This is a genomic window from Lentzea tibetensis, from assembly GCF_007845675.1.
Classification (GTDB): Bacteria; Actinomycetota; Actinomycetes; order Mycobacteriales; family Pseudonocardiaceae; genus Lentzea; species Lentzea tibetensis.
This window is the reverse complement of the sequence record NZ_VOBR01000050.1, coordinates 1-15,671: the sequence shown is the minus strand read 5'-3', so window position 1 is coordinate 15,671 and position 15,671 is coordinate 1. Positions and strand designations below refer to the sequence as shown.

The window sequence follows — 15,671 nt, the reverse complement described above, 5'->3', positions numbered from 1 at the left end:
TGTTTTGTGTCTCTCTTTCCTTTTGGGCGGCGTCGCGGTCCCCCCCCCGCCCCCACGACCGCTTTCGTCAGTTCTCCGTCACCAGACCCTGGAACTTCGGGAACCGCGCCCGAACTCCGTTGACATAGGACTGGATCTCCGCAGTGGAGGGCACTGCGCCCGCCTCGCGTACGGGGTCGACGCCTGCCTTGACCGCGGCCAACGTGAGGCTGAGCAGTTCCGCGTCGCCGTCGCCGTCGATGACGAGGTTCTTCAACTGGCCCGCCAGCGAGCAGTTGAACCTGCCCAACGTCATGATCGCGTCTTCGTCGTCCAGCGCCGAGATATCGCCGTCGCCGTCGTCGTCCTCACCGAACTGGGTGAACACCGCAGGCGGCAGTTGTGCGATGCCCTGCTCACCGGCAGGTCCGATGAGGCCGTTGTCGAAGTTGGACGCCTGCTCGAGCTGTGCCGCGATGACCACCGGGCCGATCTCGGGACAGAGCTGTCCTGCCCGCTGGATCGGCTCCACGAGATCTACCGCAACCGACGTGACGTCGAACTCACCCTTCCCGTCGCCCTGGACGACCGCGGAGATCTCGTCCGCGGAGATGTCCCCGGTGTCGCCGCCATCGCCCAGCAGCGCGATGAGCGGTGCTAGGAGGACGCCGAATCCGCCGAAGATGATGACGAGCAGCACTACGAGCAGTACCAGCAGCGGTACCGCCAGCAGGACTCCACCGCCGAAGATCCCCACTGCGGCGATGGCAGCGTAACTCTTCGCCGAACCTCCGTCTTCGCTCATGAGCAGCACCTTTCCCGTGTCGAAAGTCTTTCTGAGAAAAAGAGAACCTTCTGATCCACTCGTCTCGTGTAGGTCACGAGTGGTCAGGACGAGCTCGTAGGTCACACGCTTCCCGTGAACCGCGCAGTTCACTCCGCCACTCCCGAGCGTGGAAAGGAGTGCTAACCAATGTCGGTTCAGACAGCGGCCTCCGGGGCTAAGACCTGGGTGCGTGACTCGACTACGCAGCAACGCGGTGCCGGAAACCTCAGGCGCAACGCAGTTCCTCGCGATCCGCCGCTACGACGGCGACAGGGTGTCGTCTGCGTCGGTGCGCATGGCGGGGCCGGAGCCACCACGCTCGCGAAAGCGCTGAGTGCGACTGAGCTGGGCCGCGAGGTGCCCATCAGCGGTGAGGTGCTGGTGGTGGGTCGCACGAACGCGGGCGGTCTGCAGTCGGTGTCGAGGATGCTGAACTCGATCGTCACCGACCCTCGTCAACAGGCACGCGTGGTAGCAGTCGCACTTGTCGCAGACGCACCGGGCCGACTGCCGCGCCCTCTGTCGCACCGAGTCCGTGTGATCTCCTCGGCGGCCCGGATCTACCGGATTCCCTGGGTTCCCGAGTGGCGGCTCGGCGCCGAACCTGCCGAGCTGCCAAAAGAAATCCGCAAGCTCGCCGAGCTGCTCGGCGACCTGCAATCACGAACGAGGGAATCCAGATGACAGTGTTGGCACAGGCACCCTTCGATCCCGGCGCCGAAGCCCAGACCCTGCTCAACATGCTCGCCTGGCTGGCGACGGCGGCCGGCGTGTTCGGCCTGATCACGTGCGGCATCTACCTGGCGATCCAGTACTACAGCGGTCAGCCCGGCGCCGGCGGGATGTACATGAAACAGATCGGGTTCGTCGGGTTGGCTTGCGTGATGGCAGCCACCGCGGGGCCGCTCGTCAGCGTCCTCGACATCTAACCGTCCACAAGAGACCGATCAGGAGATCTCCATGAAGTTCTTCAGCGCAGTCAACTTGTTCCTTGCGCAGCCCGGAATTCCGAATCCCCAGCCGAACGCGCCAACTGAGCTCACCGAGAGGGTCGACGATGTCCTGGCCCTCGCCGCCTGGGGCGGGACCGCGGCGGGTGTCGCGGGTGTCCTGATCACCGGCACGATGATGGCGGTCTCTCTCAAGCGCGGCGAAAGCTCCGAGCACATGAGCCGTCTCGGCATGACGCTCGGCGGTGCCGTACTGGTCGCCACCGCAGGCCCTCTCGTGACCTTCGTCTTCGGCTGATCAGGCGACGATGAACATGCTGCTGCGGCGCCAGCGCCGCGAACAGTCGCCACAGCCGTACTGGAAGCAACGCGGATGGCTCGTGTCAGCCGCGTTCATGGCGTTCGTCGTGCTCGGCGCGGCGCTGTCCTTCACTGGGGAAGACGAGCCTGAGGAGCAGAAGACACGAATGTCGTCCGTGGAGCAAGTGCGGCAGAAGGCCTGCCCCGAGACGAAGAGCTCGGAGGCAATGCCGACGGCTGCGCCAAAGGACGTCAAGTGGCAGAAGGTCGGTCTGACCATGGTGCCGACGTCGGCGTCTGCGGGACCGATGACGGTCGATGGGCCGTCATGGTCGTGTTATGCCCGCTCGCCCATGGGCTCCGTGATGGCGGCCCACGGCACCCTGTCACACCTCAGCGGCGACAACTGGCGCGGTGTCGTCGAGAACCACATCGTTCCCGGCCCAGGCAGGAAGGCGTTCACAATGGCGAGGTCCGCCGTGGAGCGCACCGATCTAGCGGGTCGGAAGCCGGGCAGCTACGTGGGGTTCACCGTGCCCGAGTACACAGCCGATGCCGCAACCGTGGAGTTGCTCATCCGGCAGCCGGGCGGAGGTCTCGTCGCCACCACAGTGTCAACACGATGGATGGACGGTGACTGGAAGATCGCGCCGCGGGCCGATGGGTCGCTGTACGAGCCCCTGCGTTCCGTGACGACCCCTGCCGAACACATCATGTGGAGGAAGTGACGTGGCCTGCCCGACAGGCAACCCGGTGGTCGATGCCGTCGTCGGGTTCTTCGACTTCTTGAAGAACCCCGTCGGTGGCATCATCAAGGAGATGGCCAACTCCATCCTCGGCGGCGCGATCGCGGCGTTCGGGGCGGTCACCAACACGGTGCCGACGTTGCCGGAAGGTGGTGCGGCCCAGGCGATCTCTGATCAGACGCGTGGGGTCGTGGTGTTCGTCGCGGTCGGCTCGCTGCTCGTCGCGGCAATCCGGATGGCGATGGAACGGCGCGGTGAGCCCGGCGTGACCATGCTCAAGGGCGTGGCGCGGGTCGTGCTCGTCGCCGGCGGCGCGACGGCGATCTCCACCGCGGCGGCGGGACTGTCCGACCGGTTCGCCGACAACCTCTTCCAGGCGGGTGCTGAGGCACGGCTGAACGATCTCGCCTGCAGCGCGGATTCCGAAGGCATCCCTCCGTTCCTGTTGCTGATCCTCGCGTTCCTACTGCTGATCTCGGCCTTGGTCAACGTGATCATCATGTTTGTTCGACTTGGTGTGGTCGTGCTGCTGCTGGGCACGCTGCCGCTGGCGGCGAGCGCCTCGATGACGGACTGGGGCACGAGTTGGTGGCGCAAGCATATCGGCTGGCTGATCGCTTGGCTGTTGTACAAGCCTGCGGTGGCGCTGGTGTTGTTCGGTGGTTCGGAGTTGTTGTCCAACGACGCTGACAACACGTTGCAAGGACGGATCGCGGGTATCGGGATCCTGCTGCTCTCGGCGCTGACGTTGCCCGCACTGCTGAAGCTCGTCGTGCCCGCCACGGCGGCGCTGGGCAGCAGCAACGCGGCGGGCCAGGCGACCATGTCGATGGCGTCCGGCCTCGCGTCCGGCGCCAAGTCCATCGGGTCTGGCGGGTCCTCGCCCGGTGGTGCCGGTGGCGCGGGACCGACGGGTGCGTCCGGCAACGTGGGCGGCGGCGGCGGAGCCGGTGTGGCGGGCAAGGCAGGTGGAGCCGGAGCCGCGGGTGCGTCCGGTGCCGCGGCTGCCGCGGGCCCCGCTGGAGCCGCCGTGGCGGTGGTGCAGGGCGCGGTCAACGTGGCCACGTCCGCTTTGGACGGTGCCGATGGCGACGCGGGCCACAACCGCTAGTCCCTTTTCCTGAAAGGAGGTTCAGAGATGTCCGTCGTGACCGATGCCGTTCCCCGGCCCACGTACGGCAACTGGCGGCGCCCGCGTCGCGCCGGCCTCGGGCCGTTCGGTCTCATCGGCACGGTCGGCCTGTTCGGCGGGTTCGTGCTGGTGCTGTTGATGTCATTGATCTCGTTGCAGGCTGCGCTGATCACACTGGTTCCAATGATGTTGATCCTGGTGCCGCTGACGGTGCGCACGCAGGACGGGCGCAACCCGTATCAGTTGTTCGCGGTGCGCATCGGATGGCTGCGTCGCAAGCGGAAGGGCTCGACCACGTACGTAGCGGGTCCGCTGTCGCGGCGACCGGGTGGTCGGTTCCACCCGCCTGGTCTGCTGAGCCGGGTGAAGATGAGTGAAGGCAGGGATGCCTACGACCGCCCGTTCGCGGTTCTGTACCACGAGGACCGCAACCTGTACACGATCGTCCTGGGCTGTGAGCCGGACGGTGGTTCGCTGGTCGACCCCGACCAGATGGACGTGTGGGTGGCGTCCTGGGGCGACTGGTTGTCGAGGTTGTCGCACGAGCCGGGCCTGCGCGGTGCCACCGTGATCGTGGAGACCGCGCCGGATCCGGGCACCCGGCTCTCCACCGAGGTGCTGCCGCGCGTGAAGAAGGATGCACCGTCATTGGCCCGCGCGGTGGTGGAGGAGGTGGTGGAGAACTACCCGGCCACGTCATCGGAAATGCACACCTACATCGCGCTCACCTATCGCATCGTCACCAAGCGCAAGCGGGACCTCGACGAGGTCATCGCGAACTTGGCGGTCCGCATCCCCGGCCTGGTGGCCGGCCTGGTCGGCGCGGGTGGAGGCTCGGCGGCGCCGTTGTCGGCAGAGCACGTGTCGGAGATCGTGCGGGTGGCGTATGACCCGGCGGTGGCCGCAGATGTGCTGGGGCTGCGCGCGGTGCACGGCGGCAGCGGTCTCGAGTGGGACGACGCCGGCCCTGCGGCGTGCGTGGAGACCGTGAAGAACTATCAGCACGACTCGGGTGTGTCCCGCACGTGGCTCTTGACGTTGGCGCCGAGGGGAACCGTGCGTTCCAACGTGTTGCGTGGACTGTTGGAGCCTGTGCCGGGCACGCGGCGCAAGCGAGTCGCGTTGATCTACCGGCCGATGGACCCGGCGACCTCGGCACGGATCGTCGAGGCCGACCGCCGCGCGGCCCAGTTCATGGCGACGTCCAAGAAGGGCATGGTGCAGGCGCGTGCCGCGTCGGAGATGCGGGCGACCGAGCAGACTGCGGCGGAGGAGGCTGCGGGCGCTGGCCTGATGGAGTTCTCGCTCATGCTCACGGTGACCGTGGACGCGAACTCGGAGCTGGCCGACGCGAATGCGCTGGTGCGCAATCTCGAGGCTGCGGCGCGACTGTCGTTGCGTCCGGCGGATCGCATGCAGGCGGCGGCGTTCAGTTGCACGCTCCCGGTTGGAGTTCTGCCGTGGGAGTACACGCTGCTGCCACATGAGCTGCAGGAGGCGCTGTGAGCAAGAAGAAGCACCCCACCGTCCCTTCGTTCGCCGAGATTCGTCTGCAAGTGCTACCGCCTGGTGATCGACAAGAGTCTTTGTACTCCCAGCTCGCACAAGAAGGTGCTGCCGGGCAAACGAGTGCGGATCAGCATCGGGAGGTGTTGTGAGCAAGGAGAAGCGTCCCATGGAGAAGAAGGCACCGGAGCCGTCACGGGGATGGCCGGGAGCGGGTGGCGGGCAGATCGGCTATCTCGACCCGCCGACGATGTGGCGGGCTACGACGGTCCAGGTGTGCGGGTTGTGGCCGTTCGCGGCGGGCTCGGGCGCGCCGATGACGGGTGTGCCGCTGGGACAGCACCTGTACACCGGAGCAACGGTGTGTGGTGATCCGCTGTCTTGGTTCACCCGTGCCCGCTACATCTCCAATCCATCCCTGTTCATGCTCGGCATGCCCGGTCTTGGTAAGTCCACTTTGGTCAACCGAATGTTGATTGGCTTGTGCGCCACCGGTGTCGTGCCGCTGGTGCTCGGCGACCTGAAGCCGGACTACGCGGACACCGTGCGGGCATTGGGTGGTCAGGTGATCGTGATTGGACGCGGTGTCGGCGGCATCAACGTGCTCGATCCCGGTGCGATGGGGCTGGCTGCCAAGGTGATCGGCGGTGAGGCGGGCAAGGCGCTGGAGTCTGAGGCACACGGCCGGGTGCTCAACATGGTCGCTGCGCTGGTGACGATCGTGCGTGGTCGTCCGATGGACGATCACGAGCAGTCGGTGCTCTCGGCTGCGTTGCACGAGGTTCGGCTGCGTGCGGAGGGCAGGCCACCGCTGCTGCCCGACCTGTTGCGGGTGATCGCCGAAGGTCCTGAACGGGTCCGCGCGGTCACGCTGGACCGCGGAGACGATGCCCGCTACCGGGAGGCGGTCGACCCGTTGCACCGGTCGTTGCTGGGCATTCTGGATGGGCCGCTGGGCAGTACGTTCGCCTCCGAGACCTCGACTCGCATCGATCTGAACGCGCCGGCGGTGTGCATCGACATCTCCCGGATCGGTGAGGCCGACACGCAGCTGACCGCTGCGGCGATGCTGGCAGCATGGTCGGATGGTCTCGGCACGGTTGCCGCGTCGCATGCCATGGCTGACGCGGGCCGCGCGCCCCGGCGGTGGTTCTTCACCGTGCTGGACGAGTTGTGGCGTCCGTTGCGCGCGGCGACCGGCATCGTCGACCGCATTGATGCGCTCACCCGGCTCAATCGCTCACTCGGCCTGGGGGACGCGAAGATCACGCACACGCTCAAGGACGCTGAGGCGCTCGGCAGCGACTCCGATCGGGCCAAGGCGCGCGGGTTTGTAGAGCGCGCCGGAATGGTGGTCTGCGCGGGACTTCCACGTGCGGAGATGGAGGACCTCCGCAAGGTGATCGGTCTGTCCGAGAGCGAAATCGAGCTTGTCTCGTCGTGGTCGTCGCCGCCGGGCTGGGGTTCGGTGCGGGAACGTGAGGAGCCCCCAGGTCGCGGGCACTTCCTCATCAAGGTCGGCGGCAGGCCTGGTATCCCGATCAGGGTTGCCATCACCAGGGCCGAGGCTGAACTCCACAACACCAACGCACGGTGGCGCGAGACCGAACGCCCCGCCGAACACAACTGGACGAAGGGGATGTGGGCATGAGCAGCCGCAGAGGGTTATTCGGCGACGCCGGTCCGTGGCTGATCGTCGGTATCGCGGCGGCGGCGCTTGTGCTGAGTGCCGTCACATGGCTCGGCGGAACGCTCGGCGCCGCAATGGCCGGTGACGGCTGGGCGCCACCGCCGTTCGCAGGTTCGACATTCCGCGCACTTCTGGCTGAAGGGCCGGGGGCTGTGTGGCCGACGACGTCGCCGATCGCCGTGTTCATCGGCATCGCCGTCGTGCTCGCCAACACCGTCGTTGGTGCTGTGTTCCTCGTGCGAGCGGTGATCCGGATGACCTCGAAGCCCAAGGCGCTGGCGGGACGCAAGGAGCTGGAGGCACTGTGCCCCAAGGGTATTACCGATCGCGCCCGCTCCCTGCGGCCGTCACTCAAGGGGCAGAAGACGCTGGACCCGGACGAGACCGGCAACCTGCTCGGCGATCTCGATCCCAGCGGACCTGAGCTGCGGTCGTCGTTCGAGGACGTGGAGCTCGACCTGATGGCTCCCCGCGCGGGCAAGTCGACCGGCATCGCGATCCCGCGGGTGCTGAGGGCACGTGGCTGTGTGCTGCTGACCTCGAACAAGAATGACGTGTACGCCGTGACGCGGGCGGAACGGGCCAAGGTTGGTCGCGTGTGGACGTTCGATCCACAGGGCATCGTGCACGCGCCGCGCGAGATGTGGTGGGACATGCTCGCAGAATGTCAGACCATCGAAGGTGCGCGCCGGCTCGCCGGCCACTTCATGGCGTCGATCAACGACGATGCGTCCAAACAGGACTTCTGGATCTCGGCGGCACAGAACACCCTTACGGCCTTGTTCCACGCGGCAGCCAAGGGTGGTGCATCGGTTCTGGACGTCCTCGCCTGGCTGGCCGACCCGGCTGACCGCACGCCTGTGGACCTGTTGCGGGAGGCGGACATGCCCGCGCTGGCGGGCCAGTTGCAGGGCACGATCCGCGGCGCCGTGGAGACCCGTGACGGCATCTACGAGACCGCCCGCCAGTCGGCGTCCTGCCTGCTGGACCCGCGGATCTCCGCGTGGGTGCTGCCGGATCTCGATCGCCCGCAGTTCATCCCCAGCGAGCACGTGCTGGGCAAGGACACCCTGTACCTGTTGTCCAAGGACGGCGGCGGTTCGGCCGCCGGCGTCGTCGCGGGCATCGCGGACGCGACGATGCGCGCGGGCGTGATCGCCGCCGAGCGGATGGGCGGACGCCTCGACCCGCCCATGACCGCAGTGCTGGACGAGGCCGCCAACGTCTGCCGCATCTCCGACCTGCCCGACCTGTACAGCCACTTCGGTTCACGCGGCATCAACGTCGTCACGTTGCTGCAGAGCTACCGCCAGGGCAGCAGGGTGTGGGGTGAGGCGGGCATGGACGCGCTGTGGAGCGCGGCCACCATCAAGCTCCTGGGAGCCGGTCTCGACGACGCCGACTTCGTGGACAAGATCGCCCGGCTGGTCGGCCAGCACGACGTCCGCACGGTCAGCGTGTCCCGCAGCAAGGACGGCAGCTCTCGCACCTACTCCGACCGTCAGGAACAGGCCCTGCCCGCGGACAAGATCCGCGCGTTGCCCAAGGGCACGGCGTTGTTGCTCGCCACCGGTGTCCGTCCCGCGCTGATCAAGCTGCGCCCCTGGTACAAGGAGCCGAACGCGGGCCCGATCTCGGCGGCGGCGAAACAGGAAGCGGACGCCATCACGCAGCGCGCGGCCGCGCTGGCTCTCTCGACAGGAAGGAACAGCGATGGCTGAGCCCGATACGAAGGACGCCTTCGGCTACGCCAACGGCACGATCTTCACCACACCAGAGCTGACTGCGGAAGAAGAGGAAGACTCCGGCTGGTCGGTCGAGAGTGGACGGAGCAAAGCGGCATGAGCGCGCAGTTCATCCTCTACTTGGAGGGAGAGGAACAGCAGCAGGCGCTGAAGAACCTCACCGTGTGGGTCAACGGTCTGCTCCTGCCGGTGTACGCAAGGGAGACCACGTCCAATGCACCGTGGTGCCCCCGCTGGTGGGAGCACGCCGAGGCGGTGGCCCAGCTCTACGGCCTGTGGATGGCCTGGCAGGAGCTGACCGATCCGGCCACCGGGATGACCGGACCCGCCCTGTGGCACCGCGATCACCTCGCCCACGTGATGGCCGCGCTGCGTGACCCCGCGGGCCCGTTCGCGGGGTGCAAGCCCGGAGGCCACCGGCCCAAGGAACCGCCGCAGGTCGACGAGAGGGGATCGTGATGAACAACCATGTCCGGCGGCTGCTGGCGCTGCTCGCGGCCGTCGTCGCCTTCCTGCTCGGCGCGGGTGCGGCCGCGGCCCAGACCGCGGCCCAGACCGAACTGCCGGTGAAGTACTACATCGTGCCAGGGCCGCAGATTGAGTCATTGGCCGAGGTCGCGCGGAAGGTCCTCGGCGATGCGAGCCGCGGAACCGAGATCGCGAAACTCAGCGCGGACCTGGTCCAGACCGACGGCCAGAAGGTGAACCCGGCGCTGAAGCTGAAGGTCGGTTGGGTGTTGCGACTGCCGCCGGAAGCTGCCGGACCGGGCGTCGGGTTCGGCCTGCTGTCGACGGTCCTGCCCGCGCCGACCAACCGCCGCCCGCCGCCCACGCAGCGGCCAGTGCCTCCTACTGCTCCGCCTGCACGGACGAGTGCGCCCGAGCAACCCACTGCCGTGGAGCCGGCCCCGAAGAAGACTCGTCCGGCGGAGCCGACGCGGAAGGAGGACCTCACCCTGCCGCAACCCGGTGCGGCATCAGATCCGTCTGATTCTGACGACGCGCTGGACCTGCCGGCCGAGCTGGTGTTCGGCGTCGGCACGGTGTTGGTCGCGGCGCTGGGCCGCGGCGGGTGGGTGCTGCTGATGAGGCGGCGCGAGCAGGAGGATAACCCGTCCGACGTGTACGTCGCGACCTATCCGGAACCGGTCAACGAGCCATTGCGGGCGCCTGAGCCGGTGTTCGACGGCGGGGGAGACCATGAGGAAGAGGTAAAGGGAGAGGACGCCGAGTACCGGGTCTCGGTGGGCGGTGCGTCGATCGATGTGAGGGTGGCGGCGCGCGCCGCCACTACCGTCCAGTACGGCACGTTCGACGGATTTTGCCTGGGAGAGAACGAGAACGGGATCCTTTGCTTGGACCCGGTCCAGGTGCCTGGTGTCATCGCCGTGGACGGCGACGCCGAGAGCGTTGACCAGCTGGCCGAGCTGATGGCACAGGAGTTCGACCTCGACGTGACGCTGGTGGGGGCGACCGTTCCGTACCTCGACGTATCGGACCGGATCTCGCGCGTCGACGGCATCGCCGACCTGGAGCCCGACCAGCTCGGCGACGAACCCCACCTGGTCGTCTGGGCGCCGGGAACACCCGTGGAAGCGCGTGAGGCGGAGTTCCTCGGTTCCCGTGACGAGGCACTCGTCGTGCTTGTGGTGCTCGGTGAGGTTCGAGATGCACCGCTGCGGCTGACCATCACCCCGGCCGACACACAGGGCAAGCACGCGTCCGCACCGGCCGAGCACGCGTCGGTTTGACCTATCCCCGTGAACCAGGAGGAACCCCATGACAGCCCCGAATCCGATGACGGATGAGCGGCGAGCGACACTGAATCAGCTCGCGAGGGACCTTGTCCGCGAGGACATTCTCAACACTGGCGGCTACCAGAACCTGCACGGGCGCAGCGCGCCCCGCGAGGCCATTATGGAGCTTGAGCGTCAGCTCGAGGGCCCATCGATCGCCGCGCAGCAGGTGCCGCAACACTCTGATCTGCAGGAGCAACGGCAAAGGGAGCTGGATCAGCTCGCGAAGGACGTTATCCGCGAGGACATTCTCAACACTGGCGGCTACGAGAACCTGGTGACGCGCGGCGCGTCCCAGGAGCCGGTCACGGAGCTCCGGGATCAGCTCGAGGCGCGACCGCCTGGCTCGCAGCAGGTGCAGCAGCAGTCGCAGCAGGTGCAGCAACAGAAGGAGAACTCCCTCGCGAAGTTGATTCGCAACTTCATCGAGGGCGTGAAGGCGGCCGTGAACTCGCTGCTGGGCCGTGGAGGGCAACAGCAGGCGCAGGCCGCCCCGGTGTCTTCTCCACCCGCGTACTCGCCGTCCGCAGCCGCTCCGCCGCCGTACTCCCCACGGTTCGAACCCTCACCGTCCGAAATCTCACCGCCAGATGCCCCGCCGCCGTACTCCCTGTCGGCTGACAGTCCGGCTCCTGAGAGCTTCGGACCGCGGAGTTGGACCAGATCCGCCCCAGTCATGCCGGCCTCGAGTCCGAATGCACCGCTGGCGGTGTCCGACCAGCTGGACGTGCTGGACCCGATCGAGCAGCAGTACGTGGCGCAGGCGGTGAACGAGTTCATCAAGAACGACAAGGCACTCAGCGCCCTCTGGAACGAGTACAACTTCCCGGCGTCACAGCTGCTCCTCGAAGAGCACAGGCTCGATCCGACCGCGCGCGACATCCCGTCTGCGGCCGGCGTCCGCAAGGACCCGATCCTCAACCTCGACGAATCACAACGTTCCACTAAGGCCGACAACATCGAGCATTCCGATGCCACTGCCCGCATCGCCCAGGCCGCTTCAGTGCGCTCAACTGAGATGAACACGTCGGAGGGGCGGCAGTACAGCGCCGACAACCCGTTCCTGCCCCTTATCAAGGCGGGTCAAGTTCCTCAGCCGCCGCAGCAGCAGCAGCTGATGCCCCGCGGCCTCTAGCGCATGCCGCTGGGCCACTGAGCGGCGCCGTGAACGTGTCATGCCGCCTTCCCAAACAGAGCCGCTGATGCCGTTTGCTTGTACGCGCGAACGTCAGCGTTGGCAACCTTTTCTGATGCACTGTCAGCCATGAGCTGTGCTTCGAGTTCGTCGTAGCGCCCAGATGTTGTAGAGGCCGCCTGCGGGCTCGGCGGTGGGGAAGTGGTTCTGGCACCGCCGCCTGCAGGATCGCCTGGTCCAGTTCGACTGGTGACGGTCCCGCCTGTCGTGCTGGACAACTCCGATGCGCTGTTCCAGGGTGGCTACACCAAGGAGCAGATGGCGCAGGCATTGAGGGACACGATCCAGCGGATTTCCCCGAACAGGCACGGGACATGGGCCGCGTGATCAACACCAGGCGGAGGGCCGCTGAGGCACCGCAGTGGACTTGCTCAGTCTCTTCACGTTCACAACACCGGATACGGACAGCCGCGGAGTTCGCGACTCGACGATACGCGGGCTGCGGGCTGCGGGACTGTGATCCACAGGAGCACGTTGGTCTACAAGGGACGGAGGTGCTGGAGCGTCCCACACGCGACATGTGCACCGGGGTTCCCGTTTTCTTGGTGAACCCTGCCGACCGTCGACCTCGTGTAGGCAGTGTCGGGTCATGAAGCGTGTCCGTAGTCGTTGTTGCGGTATCGATAGGGAGTCCCCAGATGCAGATGCGTTCCGGTCCTGGCCTTCTGTTCAAGGTCACCAGCATGAGCTTCGCAATCGGAATTTTCGTGGGTTTCGTACTGATGAAGTGGGCACTATGACGGGCGACGACACCGCTGACGTCAGCTGCCCGAACACCTGCCCAACCGAGCCGTGACCCCGCCCTCTCGACAGCCTTCCGGCGTTCCGCCCCCGTTGGCGTAGAGGCGACTCCCTTCAGCGCCTCTAAACCTCTCGGGCACTTTCGTTGCACAGCTTCGTCCTGGGCAGTCCTCCGCACGACATGGCCGGTGCCGCGAAACGGTCCAACGCGGTGCTGTGGTCGTTGGTCGTCAAGGGCTTCGTGTGGCGAAGCAGAAACGCCGATCTGAATCCGGCGGAGTTCGTCGTGCCCACCAGTGGCTTGCAGTCGTGCACAGCCACTCGTTCCCAGCGGCACTGCGAATCGGTCAGAACTGCATGCCTTTCATGTCACGTGTTTGCAATAAGCGCTCTCCGCGCATGTCACGTAGTGCTGGAGGACAGATGTCACAAAGCAACGACTCTCTTGAGCAATCCGGACATTCGGCGCTCACACCGACTCTTGACCGTGTGGTCGGAGGCTCTGGGGTTTCGCTGGTTGTTGTCACGCCGGAGTATCCGGTGCCGGCACGCGTGGCGAGCCCCGAACGGACGTACACACCGTCCAGCCGGCTGGCCAGCTGGATGCTGGCAGGCCGGGGCCAGCGACCGGGCCGGGAGATCTCCCAGTCGCACGCGAAACCACAGGCCTGGTGGAAGGTCATGTGCCTGACCGGCGTCGACTACTTCTCCACCTTGTCGTACCTGCCCGGTATCGGGCTGCTCGCGGCGGGCGCGTTCTCGCCGCTCACCACATTGCTCATCGTGGCCCTGACCCTGCTGGGCATGCTGCCGATGTACCGCCGTGTGGCCAAGGAAAGCCCGCACGGCCAGGGCTCGGTGGCGATGCTGGCCAAGCTGCTCTCCCGCTGGAAGGGCAAGATCTTCGTGTTGGTCCTGCTGGGCTTTGTGGCGACCGACTTCGTCATCACGATCACGCTGTCCGCCGCGGACGCTGCGGTGCACGTCGTGGAGAACCCGTATGTGCCTGGGGCCCTGCACGGCGCCCAGCCCGTTCTCACGATCGTGCTGCTGCTGATCCTCGGCGGCGTCTTCCTGAAGGGCATGAACGAGGCCGTGAGCCTGGCCATTCCCATGGTCGGCGTCTTCCTCGCGCTGAACGCCGTGGTGACGGTCGTGGGCGTCGCGAAGATGTTCACCGAGCCGCAGCTGGTCCAGAGTTGGACCGGCCTGCTCACGGCTGGCAGCGGCGGCGTCACCGGGGCAATCGGAGCGGCGATCCTGGCGTTCCCGTTGCTGATTCTCGGCCTCTCCGGTTTCGAGACCGGCGTCAGCATGATGCCGCTCGTCGCCGCGTCCGGTGACACGCCCGAGGAACGGACGCGGAACCGCGTGCACAACACCCGCAAGCTGCTGACGGCGGCAGCGGTGATCATGTCTTGCTATTTGCTCGCCACGAGCTTCGTCACCGCGGTTCTCGTGCCGCGGGACGAGATCGCGCCGGGGGGTTCCGCGAACGGGCGTGCACTGGCGTATCTCGCGCATGAACTGCTCGGCAATGCGTTCGGCACTGCCTACGACATCAGCAGCATCGCGATCCTGTGGTTCGCGGGCGCGTCCGCGTTGGCAGGTTTGATCAACATCTTGCCGCGCTACCTGCCGTCCTACGGCATGGCGCCGGAGTGGGCTCGTGCGGAGCGGCCGCTCGTGATCGTCTACACCGTGATCTGCATCCTGGTCACCATCATCTTCAACGCGGACGTCAACGCGCAGGCCGGCGCGTACGCGACCGGGATCCTGGCGATGATGGCGTCCGGCTCGTTCGCGGTAGCGGTGTCGGCGTGGTCCAAGAGACAGAAGCGGTCGATCGTCGGGTTCACGGTGCTCACCGTGGTTCTGTTCTATGCACTGGCGGAGAACGTGATCAAGAAGCCGGACGGAATCGCGATCGCAGCGGCATTCGTCACCGGCATCATGGCAATCTCGTTCATCTCGCGCGTTTCGCGCAGCACCGAGCTACGTGTGCACGCGATCGAGTTCGACCACACGGCTCGACGTTTCATCACGGACTCCATCGCCCACGATGGAGCGTTGACGATCATCGCCCACCACAGGCGGGCAGGCGACAAGGCCGAGTACGACGCCAAGGAGGTCGAGCAGCGGGAGAACAACCCGGTGCCCCTCACTGCGGACGTGTTGTTCCTGGAGATCGAGGTTGCCGATCCGTCGGAGTTCAGCAACGTGTTGTACGTGCAGGGGGCCGAAGTCGACGGCCATCGGATCCTCCGCGCCGACGCACCTGCCGCACCCAACGCGATCGCCGCGATCCTGTTGGCCTTGCGCGATGCGACCGGAGTGATCCCGCACACCCACTTCGCGTGGTCCGAGGGCAACCCTCTTGGACACCTGTTCCGGTACCTCGTTCTTGGCCGCGGCGACATCCCGCCGGTTGTGCGCGAGATCATTCGTTCGGCGGAGAAGGATCCCGCTCACCGTCCTCGAGTCCATGCTGGTTGAGCCGAACGGTGCACGTTGGGTTCTCGAACGGGGCTATCGATATGTTGTGCCGCAATTCGATCAGTGAGCCGTTTTTGTCTTGTGGTGATCTGGTGGTTCTGTGGGATGTGGGTGGCTTTGGCCGGCCGGCCGGTTGGGGTGGGGGAGAGCGGCGGAGGTTGTGCGGGATGTGTCAGGTCTTGGGTTGGGCGTTGGCGTGTTCGCCGGGTCCGTGCGGGTGGGTGTGGGCGCGGTCGGCGGGGTGTCGCGGTGTCGTGGGTGCTGCCGGGCAGGTCTCCGGGCACCTGCGGGGTCGTCCTGTCGGGGGATGTGATCACCTGCGGGTTCGTCTTGTGCGTCTTGTGTGTGCCGGGGTAGGAGGGGTGGTCGGCGGTGGTCTGGTCGAGGGGGATCGGCGTGCCGTCGATCACCGCGTGGGCCTTGGCCGTGCCGTTTCGCTTTGCGTGGTGTCTCTGGCGGTTTCGGGGCCTGCTGGTCAGTTGCTCGGCGGCTTCGTTGGTCTGGCGCCGGCAGGTCGTGGTGGAGACGTCGAACCCGGCGCTCATGTCGGCGGACGGCTCGCCGTTGCG

At 66.5% G+C, this 15,671-nt stretch carries 15 protein-coding genes; 14 read left to right on the top strand and 1 reads right to left on the bottom strand.

What is annotated here, in order from left to right; translation table 11 throughout:
* Positions 1 to 67: 67 nt before the first annotated feature.
* Positions 68 to 889: a lysozyme family protein gene (locus tag FKR81_RS41070; RefSeq protein ID WP_146360709.1), complete on the bottom strand. Its 822-nt coding sequence runs from the start codon at positions 887 to 889 to the stop codon at positions 68 to 70.
* 63 nt (positions 890 to 952) lie between these two features.
* On the opposite strand from FKR81_RS41070, the gene FKR81_RS41065 reads away from it, so the two are divergent.
* The 14 genes from FKR81_RS41065 (at position 953) to FKR81_RS41010 (ending at position 15,102) form a co-directional block, all read left to right on the top strand.
* A complete protein-coding gene (locus FKR81_RS41065; RefSeq protein WP_146360707.1) occupies positions 953 to 1,489 on the top strand; it encodes a DUF6668 family protein in 537 nt (178 codons plus the stop codon).
* Positions 1,486 to 1,734 (top strand): hypothetical protein, encoded by a 249-nt coding sequence (locus FKR81_RS41060; protein WP_146360705.1) that lies wholly within the window; start codon positions 1,486 to 1,488, stop codon positions 1,732 to 1,734. Before FKR81_RS41065 ends, FKR81_RS41060 begins: the two co-directional genes overlap by 4 nt.
* A gap of 31 nt (positions 1,735 to 1,765) precedes the next feature.
* Entirely contained in the window at positions 1,766 to 2,053 is a 288-nt protein-coding gene (locus FKR81_RS41055; protein WP_146360703.1) for a hypothetical protein, read from the top strand.
* A 10-nt stretch (positions 2,054 to 2,063) separates the two neighbouring features.
* Positions 2,064 to 2,783, top strand: a complete 720-nt coding sequence (locus FKR81_RS41050) for a hypothetical protein (RefSeq protein WP_146360701.1) — start codon at positions 2,064 to 2,066, stop codon at positions 2,781 to 2,783.
* 1 nt (position 2,784) lies between these two features.
* Positions 2,785 to 3,912, top strand: coding sequence for a hypothetical protein (locus tag FKR81_RS41045; RefSeq protein ID WP_146360699.1), 1,128 nt, complete (start codon positions 2,785 to 2,787; stop codon positions 3,910 to 3,912).
* A 27-nt stretch (positions 3,913 to 3,939) separates the two neighbouring features.
* The gene (locus FKR81_RS41040) at positions 3,940 to 5,439 is read left to right on the top strand and encodes an SCO6880 family protein (RefSeq protein WP_146360697.1); all 1,500 of its coding nucleotides are present in this window, start codon (positions 3,940 to 3,942) and stop codon (positions 5,437 to 5,439) included.
* 148 nt (positions 5,440 to 5,587) lie between these two features.
* Complete coding sequence (locus FKR81_RS41035) at positions 5,588 to 7,090, top strand: hypothetical protein (protein ID WP_222598579.1); 1,503 nt, start codon at positions 5,588 to 5,590, stop codon at positions 7,088 to 7,090.
* The gene (locus tag FKR81_RS41030; RefSeq protein ID WP_146360695.1) at positions 7,087 to 8,850 is read left to right on the top strand and encodes a type IV secretory system conjugative DNA transfer family protein; all 1,764 of its coding nucleotides are present in this window, start codon (positions 7,087 to 7,089) and stop codon (positions 8,848 to 8,850) included. The genes FKR81_RS41035 and FKR81_RS41030 overlap by 4 nt, the downstream gene beginning before the upstream one ends.
* Positions 8,843 to 8,974, top strand: coding sequence for a hypothetical protein (locus tag FKR81_RS45760; protein WP_268891616.1), 132 nt, complete (start codon positions 8,843 to 8,845; stop codon positions 8,972 to 8,974). Before FKR81_RS41030 ends, FKR81_RS45760 begins: the two co-directional genes overlap by 8 nt.
* Entirely contained in the window at positions 8,971 to 9,333 is a 363-nt protein-coding gene (locus tag FKR81_RS41025; RefSeq protein WP_146360693.1) for a DUF4913 domain-containing protein, read from the top strand. The genes FKR81_RS45760 and FKR81_RS41025 overlap by 4 nt, the downstream gene beginning before the upstream one ends.
* On the top strand, positions 9,333 to 10,625 hold the full coding sequence (locus FKR81_RS41020; RefSeq protein ID WP_146360692.1) for a hypothetical protein: 1,293 nt from the start codon (positions 9,333 to 9,335) through the stop codon (positions 10,623 to 10,625). Before FKR81_RS41025 ends, FKR81_RS41020 begins: the two co-directional genes overlap by 1 nt.
* Positions 10,626 to 10,653: 28 nt before the next feature.
* Positions 10,654 to 11,805, top strand: coding sequence for a hypothetical protein (locus tag FKR81_RS41015; RefSeq protein ID WP_146360690.1), 1,152 nt, complete (start codon positions 10,654 to 10,656; stop codon positions 11,803 to 11,805).
* A gap of 249 nt (positions 11,806 to 12,054) precedes the next feature.
* Positions 12,055 to 12,192 carry a hypothetical protein gene (locus tag FKR81_RS44140; RefSeq protein ID WP_186763475.1) on the top strand — a complete coding sequence of 46 codons (138 nt, stop codon included), beginning with the start codon at positions 12,055 to 12,057 and terminating at the stop codon, positions 12,190 to 12,192.
* 1,095 nt (positions 12,193 to 13,287) lie between these two features.
* Complete coding sequence (locus tag FKR81_RS41010) at positions 13,288 to 15,102, top strand: APC family permease (RefSeq protein ID WP_235922212.1); 1,815 nt, start codon at positions 13,288 to 13,290, stop codon at positions 15,100 to 15,102.
* Positions 15,103 to 15,671: the final 569 nt, after the last annotated feature.

Excerpts from the sequence above, each read along its gene's own strand:
- FKR81_RS41065 (WP_146360707.1), top strand. The coding sequence starts at position 953 with ATGTCGGTTCAGACAGCGGCCTCCGGGGCTAAGACCTGGGTGCGTGAC.
- FKR81_RS41060 (WP_146360705.1), top strand. The coding sequence starts at position 1,486 with ATGACAGTGTTGGCACAGGCACCCTTCGATCCCGGCGCCGAAGCCCAG.
- FKR81_RS41055 (WP_146360703.1), top strand. The coding sequence starts at position 1,766 with ATGAAGTTCTTCAGCGCAGTCAACTTGTTCCTTGCGCAGCCCGGAATT.
- FKR81_RS41050 (WP_146360701.1), top strand. The coding sequence starts at position 2,064 with ATGAACATGCTGCTGCGGCGCCAGCGCCGCGAACAGTCGCCACAGCCG.
- FKR81_RS41040 (WP_146360697.1), top strand. The coding sequence starts at position 3,940 with ATGTCCGTCGTGACCGATGCCGTTCCCCGGCCCACGTACGGCAACTGG.
- FKR81_RS41030 (WP_146360695.1), top strand. The coding sequence starts at position 7,087 with ATGAGCAGCCGCAGAGGGTTATTCGGCGACGCCGGTCCGTGGCTGATC.
- FKR81_RS45760 (WP_268891616.1), top strand. The coding sequence starts at position 8,843 with ATGGCTGAGCCCGATACGAAGGACGCCTTCGGCTACGCCAACGGCACG.
- FKR81_RS41025 (WP_146360693.1), top strand. The coding sequence starts at position 8,971 with ATGAGCGCGCAGTTCATCCTCTACTTGGAGGGAGAGGAACAGCAGCAG.
- FKR81_RS41020 (WP_146360692.1), top strand. The coding sequence starts at position 9,333 with ATGAACAACCATGTCCGGCGGCTGCTGGCGCTGCTCGCGGCCGTCGTC.
- FKR81_RS41015 (WP_146360690.1), top strand. The coding sequence starts at position 10,654 with ATGACAGCCCCGAATCCGATGACGGATGAGCGGCGAGCGACACTGAAT.
- FKR81_RS41010 (WP_235922212.1), top strand. The coding sequence starts at position 13,288 with ATGTGCCTGACCGGCGTCGACTACTTCTCCACCTTGTCGTACCTGCCC.